This is a genomic window from Streptomyces sp. NPDC003635, from assembly GCF_053587635.1.
The window spans coordinates 31,688-45,187 of the sequence record NZ_JBSFOK010000037.1 but is presented as its reverse complement, the minus strand read 5'-3'; the positions used below and the strand labels follow the sequence as shown (position 1 = coordinate 45,187).

General features: G+C 72.7%; 10 protein-coding genes and 2 pseudogenes. 8 read left to right on the top strand and 4 right to left on the bottom strand.

Going from position 1 to position 13,500, the window contains the following annotated elements; all coding sequences use genetic code 11:
• Positions 1–63: 63 nt before the first annotated feature.
• The 3 genes from ACWDRW_RS28850 to ACWDRW_RS28840 form a co-directional block, all read right to left on the bottom strand.
• Positions 64–642, bottom strand: a complete 579-nt coding sequence (locus tag ACWDRW_RS28850; protein WP_451727628.1) for a TetR/AcrR family transcriptional regulator — start codon at positions 640–642, stop codon at positions 64–66.
• A 61-nt stretch (positions 643–703) separates the two neighbouring features.
• Positions 704–2,056, bottom strand: a complete 1,353-nt coding sequence (locus ACWDRW_RS28845; RefSeq protein WP_451727625.1) for an amidase — start codon at positions 2,054–2,056, stop codon at positions 704–706.
• Between the two features lie 89 nt (positions 2,057–2,145).
• The gene (locus ACWDRW_RS28840) at positions 2,146–3,195 is read right to left on the bottom strand and encodes an alpha/beta hydrolase family protein (protein WP_451727623.1); all 1,050 of its coding nucleotides are present in this window, start codon (positions 3,193–3,195) and stop codon (positions 2,146–2,148) included.
• Between the two features lie 98 nt (positions 3,196–3,293).
• Between ACWDRW_RS28840 and ACWDRW_RS28835 the strand changes: the two are divergent.
• From ACWDRW_RS28835 to ACWDRW_RS28825, 3 genes and pseudogenes are all read left to right on the top strand, one after another.
• Positions 3,294–3,996: pseudogene (locus ACWDRW_RS28835) on the top strand (endo-beta-N-acetylglucosaminidase); the annotation flags it as partial.
• Positions 3,997–4,061: 65 nt separating this feature from the next.
• Positions 4,062–7,073 carry an alpha-mannosidase gene (locus ACWDRW_RS28830; RefSeq protein WP_451727621.1) on the top strand — a complete coding sequence of 1,004 codons (3,012 nt, stop codon included), beginning with the start codon at positions 4,062–4,064 and terminating at the stop codon, positions 7,071–7,073.
• Positions 7,074–7,089: 16 nt separating this feature from the next.
• Positions 7,090–8,223, top strand: coding sequence for a winged helix DNA-binding domain-containing protein (locus ACWDRW_RS28825; protein ID WP_451727619.1), 1,134 nt, complete (start codon positions 7,090–7,092; stop codon positions 8,221–8,223).
• Positions 8,224–8,228: 5 nt separating this feature from the next.
• Here the strand turns inward: ACWDRW_RS28825 and ACWDRW_RS28820 are convergent, their stop codons facing one another.
• Positions 8,229–8,933 carry a FadR/GntR family transcriptional regulator gene (locus ACWDRW_RS28820; RefSeq protein WP_451727616.1) on the bottom strand — a complete coding sequence of 235 codons (705 nt, stop codon included), beginning with the start codon at positions 8,931–8,933 and terminating at the stop codon, positions 8,229–8,231.
• A gap of 190 nt (positions 8,934–9,123) precedes the next feature.
• Here ACWDRW_RS28820 and ACWDRW_RS28815 point away from each other — a divergent pair, with 190 nt between their 5' ends.
• The 5 genes and pseudogenes from ACWDRW_RS28815 (at position 9,124) to ACWDRW_RS28795 (ending at position 13,497) form a co-directional block, all read left to right on the top strand.
• Positions 9,124–10,452 carry an L-fuconate dehydratase gene (locus tag ACWDRW_RS28815; protein ID WP_451727613.1) on the top strand — a complete coding sequence of 443 codons (1,329 nt, stop codon included), beginning with the start codon at positions 9,124–9,126 and terminating at the stop codon, positions 10,450–10,452.
• The gene (locus ACWDRW_RS28810; RefSeq protein ID WP_451727611.1) at positions 10,449–11,204 is read left to right on the top strand and encodes an SDR family NAD(P)-dependent oxidoreductase; all 756 of its coding nucleotides are present in this window, start codon (positions 10,449–10,451) and stop codon (positions 11,202–11,204) included. The genes ACWDRW_RS28815 and ACWDRW_RS28810 overlap by 4 nt, the downstream gene beginning before the upstream one ends.
• Positions 11,201–12,133: an aldo/keto reductase gene (locus ACWDRW_RS28805; RefSeq protein ID WP_451727608.1), complete on the top strand. Its 933-nt coding sequence runs from the start codon at positions 11,201–11,203 to the stop codon at positions 12,131–12,133. The genes ACWDRW_RS28810 and ACWDRW_RS28805 overlap by 4 nt, the downstream gene beginning before the upstream one ends.
• A gap of 41 nt (positions 12,134–12,174) precedes the next feature.
• Positions 12,175–12,947, top strand: a pseudogene (locus tag ACWDRW_RS28800) (amidohydrolase family protein).
• A gap of 91 nt (positions 12,948–13,038) precedes the next feature.
• Positions 13,039–13,497, top strand: coding sequence for a MarR family transcriptional regulator (locus ACWDRW_RS28795; RefSeq protein WP_451727606.1), 459 nt, complete (start codon positions 13,039–13,041; stop codon positions 13,495–13,497).
• The last annotated feature ends 3 nt before the right edge of the window (positions 13,498–13,500 follow it).

The window sequence follows — 13,500 nt, the reverse complement described above, 5'->3', positions numbered from 1 at the left end:
GCTTACATCAACACGACGAACGGGACGGGGCCGGATCGACAGGGGCCCGGACCTCTTTTTCACCTATTCCGGCGTCACGATGCGTTCCACCGCCGCCGCGACCAGCCGGTCGCGCTCCGCCTCCGTGAACACGTCCGGGAGGGTGAGCTGCTCCACGATCAGCCAGTTCAGGGTCAGGATGAGCAGCTTGACGGCCATGGCGTCGCCGGGAAGGCCGGAGGCCTCGTGGTAGGCGAGGTTGGCGTCGACGTCGGCCCGGACCCGCTCGGTGAGGACCCGGCGCAGTTCGGGGCGGCGGGTGGCCTCCAGACGCAGTTCGAGCAGGGCGAGGTAGCCGGTACGGAAGGAGGACACGCGGCCGACGAGCTCGCGCATCAGCTCCACGTACGTCTCCCGGTCCCGCTCGGCCTCCCGGTGACGCGCGAGCGTGGCCTCGTCCGGCTGCAGCCGCTCGTAGACCCGGGCACCGGCCTGGGTGAGCAGCTCGTCGCGATTGGCGAAGTAGTTGGAGGCCGTCCCGGCCGGCACGGCTGCCTCCGCGTCCACCGCCCGGAAGGTCAGCCCGCGGGCGCCCTCCCTGGCCAGTACCTCGATCGCCGCGTCGACGAGGGCGGCACGCCGCTGGTCGTTCCGTCTCACCATCGCCACCACTCCGCCTGTAGCACTCGCTCAAACCACTGCATGGAGAGTACTGCGTATGGAGTTACTCGGGGTCGTCCACCGGCGCCGTCCGCCGCCACGGCCGCGACCGCTCCAGCTGCGCCGCCAGTTCCAGCAGATCGGCCTCCGTCCCGGACCGCCCGACCAGCTGTACGGCGCAGGGGGCGCCGGAGGGCAGGGTGCCGGCCGGGATCGCCATCGCCGGCCAGCCGGTGAGGTTCCAGGGCGGGGTGAAGGGGGAGTAGTGGGTGTTCACCATGATGTTGCGGAGCCAGCCGCGTTCGTGCCAGGGAGCCGCCTCGGGAGAGCGGCGGGCCAGGGCGGGCGTGAGCAGGACGTCGTACTCCTCGAAGAAGGGCGCGAGACGGCGGCGCAGCTGTTCGCGGCTCTCCCCCTTTCCGGCGTGCCCCGTGAAGCGCCTCCCGATCGTCGCGTGGACCCTCGTACGGCGGGTCAGCGCGCGCCGGTCCAGGCCCCGGGCGTCGATCGCCGTGCCCGCCGTCCAGTGGGCGAGGGACGTGAGGCTCAGGGACAGCGGGTACGGAGGGTCCGCGCGGCGGACCTGGTGGCCCGCCTTCATCAGGAGCTCGGCCGTTTCCCGGGCGGCCGCGCGGTAGGGGGCGCTCACCGCGACTCCGGAGATCGGGCTGCGCAGGGACAGGGCGATGCGGCGCCGACCGGGTGGGACGGGGGCCGTCGGTTCGGCGTCCGCCAGGACCGAGAGCATCAGGCGGACGTCCTCGACCGTCGTGGCCAGCGGGCCGTTCTCCGACATGCCGAACCAGTCGCCCTCGCCGATGCCCGCCGGTACCACTCCGTGACCGGGCTTGAGGGTGACCAGGCCGCAGTTGGCCGCGGGGATGCGCAAGGAGCCCATACCGTCGTTGCCCAGCGCGACCGGGACGAGGCCCGCGGCGACCGCGGCGGCGCTGCCGCCCGAGGAGCCGCCCGCCGAGCGCGTGAGGTCCCACGGGTTGCGGGCGACGCCGTGCACGCCGTCCGTGGTGCCGAAGACGCACAGTTCCGGGACGTTCGTCAGGCCGACGACCACCGCGCCCGCAGCCCGCAGCCGGGCCACCGTGACATGGTCGCCAGGGGAGGGCGCCGCCGAGGTCGCCGCGGACCCGACGCGCAGGGACTCGCCGGTCACGGCCAGGTTGTCCTTGACCGCCACCGGCACCCCGGCCAGCGGCAGTTCCGCCAGGTCGCCACGGGCCCCCAGGGCCTCGGCCTCGGCGAGCGCCGCCTCCCCGCGGACCGTGCGGAAGGCGCCGATCCGGTCGTCCAGGCGGGCGATCCGTTCCAGGTGCTCGGCCACCACCTCCCGGGGCGTGGCCCGCTTCTCCCGCACGGCGGCGGCGATCTCGGCGGCGGTCCGGCCGACCCAGCTGGTCACGGAGGGCTCCTTGCGCAGGGACTACTCGCGGGTACGTGTGCGTCGGGGAGAACTCTGCCCTTCGGCGCGCCCCGCGTCGAGAGTGCGGATCAACGCAGGTGGCGTTCGAAGAAGGCCGTCGTCGCGTCCATGGAATCCGGCCACCGCGGCCCGAAGGTGTGCCCCTCGCCCTGGTACCAGCGCAGCTCCACGTCCTTCCCGGCCGCCTCGAACGCCGCGACCGTCCGTTTCGTCCAGGCCGGCGGGCAGGTGTCGTCGGCGGTGCCGTGATGGATCAGCAGGGGCTCGGTCACCCGCTCCACGAAGGTCAGCGGCGAGACGTTCCGCCAGAACTCCGGGTTCTCCTTGGGCGTGCCGTGCGCGGCGTCGATCTCCGCCGCGATCGGGTCGCCCTCGCCGCGCTGGAACCGTTCGAGGTTGTCCTGCGGTCTGCCGCTCACCGGTGCGAAGACGACGGCCGCGTCGACCAGACCCGGCGCCACGACCAGTGTGTTGTACACGACCCCGCCGCCCATCGAGCGCCCCAGCAGACCGATCCGGTCACCGTCGATCTCCGGGCGGCCGGATTCGCGCAGCGCCATCACGGCGCCGATGACGTCGGAGGTGTAGCCGAGGCGCAGGTTCACGTCGTTGTCGGAGTCGTCGTCGGAGCGGGCGTGGTTGCGGTAGTCGGTGTGCAGGACGACGTAGCCCTCGCGGGCGAGCAGGTCCTGTTCGCGGGCGAGGCCCCGGCCGGTGGTGTAGACGGCCGGGTCGATGTAGCCGTGCGCGAGCACGAGTGCCGGGAACGGGCCCTTTCCGCGCGGGATGTTCAGCAGGCCGGAGATCGTCAGACCGTCGCTCTCGTACGTCACCGCGTAGGAGGTGTAGGCGCCGGTGCGGGCGAGGACCGTGCCGAGGCGGAGGCCGGAGCCGTCGTGCTCGCGCTGGATCAGGGCCTGGATCGACACCGGGGCGACGGGCTTCGAGGGCGTGGGGGACGCGGTGGTCGTACGGGGGCCGGGGCCGGCGGTGGCCGTACGGGGGGCGGGGCTCGCGGACGTCGTCTCGCGCGCACCATCGTCCCTGCCACCGGTACAGGCGGCCCCGACCAGCAACACTAGCCCGGCGGCACCACAGGCGAGTCTCCGCAGCCGCATGCAGCCATTGTCCTCCGGTGGGGTGTTGTCGGGGGCGGCTCGCGGGGGGCGGTCGCGGGTGCCGGGTGCCGGGTGGCGGCGGGTGGGTTGCCGGTATGGACGGCTGGCGGGCGCCGGCCGTGTCGGTGGCCGAACGGTCGACCGTGACGTCGGTGCCGCTCGCGAGCGTGTTCAACACCGGGCACGGGCTGCGGTGGTTCGAGGGCGGCTGCGGTGCTGGACGTGTACGCGACTCGGCTGCCGATCACTGTGAACTCCGTTGTCGAGCTGACGCACCGGATCGACACGGGTGCGGTGAACGTCGAGCTGGCCGTCGCGACGGCTGAATCCTCCACGCCCGGCGCGACACCGCCGTACACCTGTTTTCCTGTGAACTCGGTCCACACCTGGCAGACCGCGACCGAACGGCTCACAGTGCGGACCGGCACCATACGGGCGATCGGTGTCCGGCTCAGCCCGCGCGACGGGAGCAGCGAACCGGTGCCCTGGCGGCTCGGCGGGCTCGCCGTCCGGTCCGCCGAGCCCGGTACGCCCGCCGTGCCCTCCGGCCTCCGCGTCACCGGCGCGAGCGGCGGCGACGTGCGTCTCGCCTGGAACCCGGGCTCCGGCGACGTACGCCACTACACCCCGCACCGCCTCCTCCCCGACGGCACCCTGCGCTTCCTCGGCGCCACCTGCCGGCGCGCCTGGTTCGTCGCCGGGCTCGAGGCCGAGCAGGGCGAGACGGCGGCACGGTTCGAACTGCGTGCCGTAGGGGAGCTGTACACCACATCGGCCCCCGCGACCGTGACCCACTCCTGGTACCCCCCCGCGACCGTCACCACCGCCGGTGACCACCCCCACCCGGACGACCTACGGAGCACCCCATGCATGACGACCGCAGCCTGGTCGAAGCCCGCCTCAAGCGCGTCCTCGACGAGCGCATCCGCCCCGCCGTGTACCCCGAGTCCGTACCGCTGGAGGTGGCGGTGTGGCACGCGCCCGGTGAGCCCGTGCCGGTCGCCGAAGGGCTCGCGGCCGAGCCCGAGCCGATCGAGGTGGGCGCCCGCTGGGGCGCTCCGTGGGGCACCAGCTGGTTCCGGGTCAGCGGGGCCGTGCCCGAGGCGTGGGCCGGGCGGACCGTCGAGGCTCTGCTCGACCTCGGCTTCGACGAGAACATGCCCGGCTTCCAGTGCGAGGGCCTGGTGTACCGGCCCGACGGCACCCCGGTGAAGGGCCTCAACCCGCGCAACCAGTGGGTGCGGATCGGTGCGCCCGTCGACGGCGGCGAGGAGGTGCGGCTGCACATCGAGGCCGCCTCCAACCCGGTCATCCTCGACTACCACCCCTTCCGGCCCACCTCGTTGGGCGACAAGGAGACCGCCGGCAGCGCACCGCAGTACACCCTCGCCCGGATGGATCTCGCTGTCCTCGACGAGACGGTGTGGGAGCTGGTCATCGACCTGGAGGTGCTCGGCGAGCTGATGGCCGAGCTGCCCGTGGACTCAGCGCGCCGCTGGGAGATCCTGCGGGCGGTGGACAAGGCGCTGGACGCGATCGACCTCCAGGACGTGAACGGCACGGCGGCCCAGGCGCGGGCCCGCCTGGAGACCGTCCTGTCCGAGCCGGCCGCCCCGTCCGCCCACCGGATCAGCGCCGTCGGCCACGCGCACATCGACTCGGCATGGCTGTGGCCGCTGCGCGAGACGGTCCGCAAGGTGGCCCGTACGACCGCCAACATGACCGCGTTGCTGGAGGACGAGCCGGAGTTCGTGTTCGCCATGTCCCAGGCCCAGCAGTGGGCGTGGGTGAAGGAGCACCGGCCCGAGGTGTGGGCGCGGGTGAAGAAGGCGGTGGCGGACGGGCGGTTCGTGCCGGCCGGCGGGATGTGGGTGGAGTCGGACACCAACATGCCGGGCTCGGAGGCGATGGCCCGGCAGTTCGTGCACGGCAAGCGGTTCTTCCTGGACGAGTTCGGCGTGGAGAACGACGAGGCCTGGCTGCCCGACACCTTCGGCTTCGCCGCCGGTCTCCCGCAGATCATCAAGGCGGCCGGGTCCAAGTGGCTGCTGACGCAGAAGATCTCCTGGTCGCAGACGAACAAGTTCCCCCACCACACCTTCGCCTGGGAGGGCATCGACGGCACCCGGGTCTTCACGCACTTCCCGCCCGTCGACACCTACAACTGCTCCATGAAGGGCGGCGAGATCGCCCACGCCGCCCGCAACTTCAAGGACAAGGGCGCCGCCCGGCACTCCCTCGCGCCCACCGGCTGGGGCGACGGAGGCGGCGGTACCACCCGCGAGATGGTCGCCAAGGCCGCCCGGCTGCGCGACCTGGAGGGCTCGGCGACCGTGGTGTGGGAGACGCCGGCGGAGTTCTTCGAGAAGGCCGAGGCCGAGTACCCGAACCCGCCGGTCTGGGTCGGCGAGCTCTACCTCGAACTCCACCGCGCCACCCTCACCAGCCAGGCGCAGACCAAGCAGGGCAACCGACGCAGCGAGCACCTCCTGCGCGAGGCGGAGCTGTGGGCAGCCACGGCGGCTGTGCGTACCGGATTCCCGTACCCCTACGAGGAGTTGGACCGCATCTGGAAGACGGTGCTGCTCCACCAGTTCCACGACATCCTGCCCGGGTCGTCCATCGCCTGGGTGCACCGGGAGGCCCGGGCGACCTATGAGCGGCTCGCGGGCCAGCTGAACGCCGTCATCGACGGCGCCCAGCGCGCCCTGGCCGGCGACGGCTCGACGCCGCTGGTGTTCAACTCCGCCCCGCACACCCGCCACGGCATCCCGGCGGGCGGCGCGCGGACCCCGGTCGCCGAGGGCCGGACCACGGTCACCGGGCGCCGCGACGGCGGGCACGTCCTCGACAACGGCCTGCTCCGGATCGAGATCGACGCCCGGGGCCTCGTCGTCTCCGCCTACGACCACGACGGCGACCGCGAGAGCGTCCCGCCCGGGCTCGCCGGGAACCTCCTCCAGCTCCACTCCGACTTCCCGAACATGTGGGACGCCTGGGACGTCGACGAGTTCTACCGCCACACGGTCACCGACCTCACCGAGGTGGACGAACTCGTCCCCGAGCCGGACGGCGTGCGGATCGTACGGTCCTTCGGCGACTCCCGCGTCACCCAACTGCTGTCCCTCGCGCCGGGGGAGCGGCGGCTGCTCGTGGACACGGAGGTGGACTGGCACGAGACGGAGAAGTTCCTCAAGCTCGCCTTCCCGCTCGACGTGCACGCCGAACGGTACGCGTCGGAGACCCAGTTCGGGCACTTCCACCGGCCCACCCACACCAACACCTCCTGGGAGGCGGCCAAGTTCGAGGCCTGCAACCACCGGTTCGTGCACCTGGGGGAGCCCGGCTGGGGTGTCGCGATCGTCAACGACTCGACGTACGGCCATGACGTGACCCGCACGGTCCGTACCGACGGCGACCGCGGCACGACCACCACGGTCCGCGTCTCCCTCCTGCGCGCCCCGCGCTTCCCCGATCCCGAGACCGACCAGGGCGTGCACCGCTTCCGGCACGCCCTGGTACCGGGCGCGGACATCGGCGACGCGGTCCGTGAGGGCTGGCGGATCAATCTGCCCGAGCGCCGGCTCACCGGCGCCACGGAGGTCGCGCCGCTGGTGGGCGTGGACCGGGACGCGGTCGTCGTCACCGCTGTCAAGCTCGCCGACGACGGCAGCGGCGACGTGGTCGTCCGCTTCCACGAGGCCCACGGAGGCCGCTCCCGGGCCACCCTCACCACCGGCTTCGACTTCACGGAGGTCGCCGCCACGGACCTGCTGGAGCGCCCCCTGCCAGGGGGCCCGATGGAGCACGACGGCAACAGGATCGCCGTACGGCTGCGGCCGTTCGAGCTGATGACGCTGCGGTTCAGGAGGGGATGACGGCACAATCCCGGGTGTGACGATCACCGCGCGGGAACTCAACCGGGCCACCCTCGGCCGCCAACTGCTGCTGCGCCGGGAACCGCTGGGAGTCGCCGAGGCGGTACGGCGGATCCTGGCGCTCCAGGGGCAGCAGCCGGCGTCGCCGTACCTCGCGTTGTGGAACCGGGTCGACGGGCTCGCGGCGGCGGAGGTGGACGCCGCCTTCGCCGACCGCACGCTCCTGAAGGCGACCCTGCTGCGGATCACCCTGCACGCCGTGCACGCCGAGGACTACCGGATGGTCCGGGAGGCGATGCGGCCGACGCTGCACGCCTCCCGGCTCGGACACCGCTTCGCCGCCGCCGGACTGACCCCCGCCGACGCCGCCGAACTGGAGCCGGGACTGCTGGAGTTCGCGGGGGAACCGCGGTCCAACGGCGCCATGACGGCGTGGCTCGCGGAGCGGGTCGGCGAGGAGAGGAAGGACGGCGCCTGGTGGGGGCTGCGCGCCTGCGCCCCGCTGGTGCACGCGGTGACCGGCCGGCCGTGGTCGTTCGGCACCTCGCCCGCGCATGTGGCCGGGCCCGAGGACAGGTTCCCGGGCGGGCCGGACGAGGCGTTGCGAGCACTCGTCCCGCGCTACCTGGCGGCGTTCGGGCCCGCCTCGGTGGCCGACGTGGCCCAGTTCGCCACCGTGCAGCGGGGCCGGGTCCGCACCGCGGTGCGCTCGCTCGCCGACTCCCTGGTGGAACTGAAGGGACCCGAGGGCACGGTCCTGTACGACCTCCCGGGTGCCCTCCGCCCGCCCGGGGACACCCCGGCACCGCCCCGGCTGATGGCGATGTGGGACAGCGTGCTGCTCGCCCACGCCGACCGCGGCCGGCTGATCCCGCCGGACTACCGTCCGCTGGTGACCCGGGTCAACGGCGATGTGCTGCCGACCCTCCTGGTCGACGGCCGGGTCGCCGGAGTGTGGCGGCCGGCCGAGAGCGGCGGCATTGAGGCGACGGCCTTCCACGAGCTCGCGGACGAGGTGTGGGAAGGGCTCGCCGAGGAGGCGGCGGCCTTGGTGGCGCTGCTGGCGGGCCGCGAACCGCGGGTGTACGGCCGGTACGGCCACTGGTGGAAGAAACTGCCCAGCGCCCAGGTGCGGGTCCTGGCGGGCTGAAGGGCTCAGCCCGGAAGCTGCGCCCGCAACCATTCCTCCACTTCCCCCACGTGCGCCGCCGCGGCGGCCCGGGCCGCCTCCGGGTCGCGGGCGGCCAGCGCCCGGTGGATCGCGGCGTGTTCGCGGCGGGTGCGGGTGAAGGCGCCCTCCTCCTGGTAGCCGCGCCAGACCCGGGCGCGGAAGGTGCGGGAGGACAGGCCCTCCAGGATCGCGGCCATGGTGTCGTTGCCCGCGGCCCTCGCGATCTCGCGGTGGAAGGCCAGGTCGTGGGCGAGGATCTCCTCCGGGTCGTCGGTGGCGTGCATCGCCTTCAAGTGCCGTTCCACCTTGGCCAGTCGCTCGGGGGTGATGCGCGCGGCGGCCAGAGCGGTCGCCGTCGACTCCAGGATGCGGCGCACCTCCAGCAGCTCCACCAGACCCGGGCCCCGGGACAGGTCGGCGACGACGCCGAAGGTCTCCAGGAGGTCGCCGGCCTCCAGCCGGGTGACGTAGATGCCCGAGCCGTGCCGGGCCTCCAGTACGCCCATTACCGTGAGCGCGCGGACGGCCTCGCGCATCGAGCTGCGGGAGATGCCGAGTCGGGCCGCGAGGTCCCGCTCGGTCGGCAGCCGCTGGCCAGGCTCCAGGCGTCCCTCGGCGATCAGCGCCTTGATCCGCTCGATGGCGCGCTGGGTCACCGTGCCCTTCCGCGGGGCCGTCTCCTCGTCCACGCGCTTCCTCCACTCGCCGGGTGAGCGGAAGTGTAACCACCCAAGTGGTCTGACCACTGGGCGAGATAGTCCGGAAAGCCGCCATCGAAGGGTGTTCCTTCAGGGGATTGGTCTGATAAGTATGCCGACATCTGCTCTTTCGGACTGACCGTCGGCTGCCTCCGCCGACCGCCCCAGTGAAAGGCGCTCCGTGTCCCGTATCACGGCGGTGGAGACCTACGACATCCGCTTCCCCACCTCGCGCGAGCTCGACGGCTCCGACGCGATGAATCCGGACCCCGACTACTCGGCCGCCTACGTCGTGCTGCGCACGGACGCGCCCGACGGACACGAGGGCCACGGATTCACCTTCACCATCGGGCGGGGCAACGAGGTCCAGGTCGCCGCGATCGAGGCCCTGCGCGGGCATGTGGTCGGACGGCCCGTCGAGGAACTGTGCGCGGATCCGGGCACGTTGAACCGCGACCTCATCGGCGACAGCCAACTGCGCTGGCTGGGACCGGAGAAGGGCGTGATGCACATGGCGATCGGGGCCGTCGTGAACGCCGTGTGGGACCTGGCCGCCAAACGGGCCGACACACCGCTGTGGCGACTGCTGGCCGAGGCGGACCCGCAGTGGATCGTGCGCCAGATCGACTTCCGTTACCTCACGGACGCGCTGACACCCGAGGAGGCGCTGGAGATACTCCGGCGGGGGCGGGAGGGCGCACACGAGCGCGCCGCGCGGCTCCGCCGGCACGGCTATCCCGCCTACACCACCTCCGCCGGCTGGCTCGGCTACGACGACGACAAGCTCACCCGGCTCGCCGCCCGGGCGGTCGCCGACGGTTTCCGCCAGATCAAACTGAAGGTCGGCGCGGATCTCGACGACGACATACGGCGCTGCCGCGTCGCCCGCCAGGTCGTCGGCCCGGACGTCCGTCTCGCGATCGACGCCAACCAGCGCTGGGACGTCGCCGAGGCGATCCGCTGGACCCGGGAGCTGGCCCCGTTCGACCCGTACTGGATCGAGGAGCCCACCAGCCCCGACGACGTCCTCGGACACGCGGCGATCCGCGCTGCGGTGACCCCCGTCAAGGTCGCCACCGGCGAGCACGTCCACAACCGGGTCGTCTTCAAGCAACTGCTCCAGGCGGGCGCCCTCGACATCGTCCAGCTCGACGCGGCCCGCGTCGGCGGCGTCAACGAGAACCTCGCCATCCTCCTGCTCGCCGCCAAGTTCGGGGTGCCGGTCTGCCCGCACGCCGGCGGGGTCGGCCTGTGCGAACTGGTCCAGCACCTGTCGATGTTCGACTACGTGGCGGTCACCGGCACCACCGAGAACCGGGTCATCGAGTACGTCGACCATCTGCACGACCACTTCCTCGACCCCGTGGTCGTCCGCCAGGGTCACTACACGGCACCCACCGCACCGGGCTTCTCGGCGGCCATGCGCCCCGAGTCGATCGCCCGGTACACGTTCCCGGACGGCGCGTTCTGGGCCGCCGACCTCGAGGAGAAGAAGGGGCACGCGGCATGAGCGACCTCGCGGGACTCAAGGCGCTGGTGACGGGGGGCGCCTCCGGCATCGGCCGGGCCACGGCCGAACTCCTCGCCGCGCGCGGCGCCCGGGTCGCCGTTCTCGACCTCGACCCCTCCTTCGTGGACAAGCCCCTGCTCGCGTACCGCGCCGACGTCACCGACGACACCTCGGTGCGCGAGGCCGTGGCCGCCGCCGTCGCCGAGCTGGGCGGACTCGACGTCCTCGTCAACAACGCGGGCATCGGCGCCCAGGGCACCGTCGAGGAAAACGACGACGCCGAGTGGCACCACGTGATGGACGTGAACGTCATCGGCATGGTCCGTGTCGCCCGCGCCGCCCTCCCGCATCTGCGCCGCTCGGCGCACGCGGCCGTCGTCAACACCTGTTCCGTCGCCGCCACGGCGGGCCTGCCGCAACGGGCGCTGTACAGCGCGACCAAGGGCGCCGTGTACTCGCTCACCCTCGCCATGGCCGCCGACCACGTCCGCGAGGGCATCCGGGTGAACTGCGTCAACCCCGGTACGGTGGACACCCCGTGGATCGGCCGCCTGCTCGCCAAGGCCCCCGACCCGGCGGCCGAACGCGCCGCCCTGGAGGCCCGCCAGCCCACCGGACGCCTGGTATCCGCCGCCGAAGTCGCCAATGCCGTCGTCTACTTGGCCGGCCCGCTGTCCGGCGCCACCACCGGCACCGCCCTCGCCGTCGACGGTGGCATGCAGGGCCTGCGCCTGCGACCGGTGACCCCGTGACCCGGCTCGGCCTCGGCGCGGCCGCCCTCGGCAACCTCTACACCGAGGTCACCGACGCACAGGCGTACGAGACGGTCACCGCCGCCTGGGAGCGCGGCATCCGCTCCTTCGACACCGCCCCGCACTACGGCCTCGGCCTCTCCGAGCGCCGCCTGGGCGCGGCCCTCAGTGAGCGGCCGCGCGAGGAGTACACGGTTTCGACGAAGGTGGGCCGGAGACTTGAGCCGTCCGACGAGGGCGGCGACGACCTGGCCAACGGCTTCGCCGTCCCCGCCACCCAGCGCCGCGTGTGGGACTTCACCGCCGACGGCGTACGACGAACCCTGGACGCGAGCCTGGAACGGCTCGGTCTGGACCGCGTGGACGTCGTGTACCTCCACGACCCCGACGACCACGCCGAAGCGGCCTTCCGCGAAGGCTATCCGGCCCTGGAGAGGCTCCGCTCCGAGGGCGTGGTGGGCGCGATCGGTGCCGGGATGAACCAGGCGGAGATGCTGGCCCGCTTCGTCCGCGACACCGACGTCGACGTGGTCCTCTGCGCCGGCCGCTACACCCTGCTCGACCAGAGCGCGCTCACCGAACTCCTCCCCGCCGCCGAGCAGCGGGGGGTGAGGGTAGTGATCGGCGGTCCGTTCAACTCCGGCCTGCTGGCCGACCCGAGCCCGCAGTCGACGTACAACTACACGCAAGCACCGGGAGAGTTGGTGAACCGGGCCCTGCGCATGAAGGAGACCGCCGAGCGGCACGGCATCAGCCTGCGTGCCGCCGCCCTCGCCTTCTGCGCGGCCCATCCGGCGGTCACGACGGTCCTCACCGGCGCCCGCTCGGCGGCGGAGGTCCACGACTGCGCCGAGCAGTTCGCGACGCCGGTGCCCGAGGCGTTCTGGCGGGAGTTGCGGGAGGCGGGCCTGCTGAAGGAGCCGTCATGAGGAGGCGCGGACGCGGGCCTGCCCCTCATAGGGGCGCTGCCATGAGCCGGCCGGGTCGTGCCGTGGACGCGCATGTGCACCTTTGGGACCTGTCCGCGCGGGACCAGCACTGGACAGGCCCGGACAGCCCGCTCCGGCGGGACTTCACGATCGCCGACCTCGCGCCCGAGGCGGCGGGAGTCGGCCGCGCGGCCCTCGTCCAGACCGTCACCGTGCCCGGGGAGACCCCGGAGCTCCTGGCCCTGGCCGACCGGCACGAGCTGATCGCCGCGGTGGTGGGCTGGACCGACCTGACCGCACCCGGCGTCGCGGAGGAACTCGCCCGCCTGCGCGAACTCCCCGGCGGGCACCGCCTGAAGGGGATCCGCCACCAGGTCCAGGACGAACCGGATCCGCGGTGGCTGCTACGGGCCGACGTGCGCCGAGGCCTGAACGCCGTGGCGGAGGCCGGGCTGGTGTACGACCTCGTGGTCCTGCCCCACCAGCTCCCCGCCTGCGTGGAGGCGGCCGCCGCCGTGCCCGGACTCGTCTTCGTCCTGGACCACTTGGGCAAGCCGCCCATCGCCTCCGGCGCCCTCGGCCCCTGGGTGACCCACCTGCGCGCCCTCGCCGCGCTGCCCAACACCGTCTGCAAGCTCTCCGGCCTGGTCACCGAGGCGGACCCCGCCTCCTGGACGGTCGCGGAGTCTCCTACGGTCAAGTCATCGACACGGCCGCGCAGTTGACGGCAGCCGCCGGATTGTCGGAAGCCGAACGCGCGGCCGTCTTCTCCGGTACCGCCACTCGGGTCCACGACCTCGCCCGACGCCGCTGACAGGGCGCCACGGACAAGCGCCTTGACCTCAAGAAAACTTGAGGTTCTACGGTGATCGCGTTCTGTTGATCGCACGAGGGAGGCGGGACGCGTGACGCTCAAGGAGTACACACAGCAGGAACTGGCCGCGCAGCCCATCGGCGCCTGGAGCGGCGAGGCGTACCGGCTGGTGGTCGGCGCGATCCGGACCCAGCTGGCGGTGGAGGGTCTCACCCAGCCGCACTGGTGGACGCTCAACCACGCGGCCGCGGCTCCGGGCAGGTGGACCCGGGCGGCGCTGGTCGAGCGGCTCGCGCGGTACGAGGATCTCGGCATCGACTTCGACGCCGTGTTCGACGATCTCGTCGCCCGTGGCTGGCTCACGGAGGACGCGGGGGCCATGACGCTGACCGAGGCCGGGGAGACGGGACGGCTGCGGGCCAGGGAACGCAACCTGCGCGTGCAGCAGCAGGTTCACGCCAGCGTCGACACGGCTGACTTCGTCACCACGATCAACGTGCTGCGCCGCATGGTCGCGAACCTGGGAGGCGACGGAAACCTCCCCGACTGAGGC

What these genes read in the sequence shown, in the direction of transcription:
- ACWDRW_RS28850 (WP_451727628.1), bottom strand. Translation starts at nt 642, where the DNA reads ATGGTGAGACGGAACGACCAGCGGCGTGCCGCCCTCGTCGACGCGGCG.
- ACWDRW_RS28840 (WP_451727623.1), bottom strand. Translation starts at nt 3,195, where the DNA reads ATGCGGCTGCGGAGACTCGCCTGTGGTGCCGCCGGGCTAGTGTTGCTG.
- ACWDRW_RS28830 (WP_451727621.1), top strand. Translation starts at nt 4,062, where the DNA reads ATGCATGACGACCGCAGCCTGGTCGAAGCCCGCCTCAAGCGCGTCCTC.
- ACWDRW_RS28810 (WP_451727611.1), top strand. Translation starts at nt 10,449, where the DNA reads ATGAGCGACCTCGCGGGACTCAAGGCGCTGGTGACGGGGGGCGCCTCC.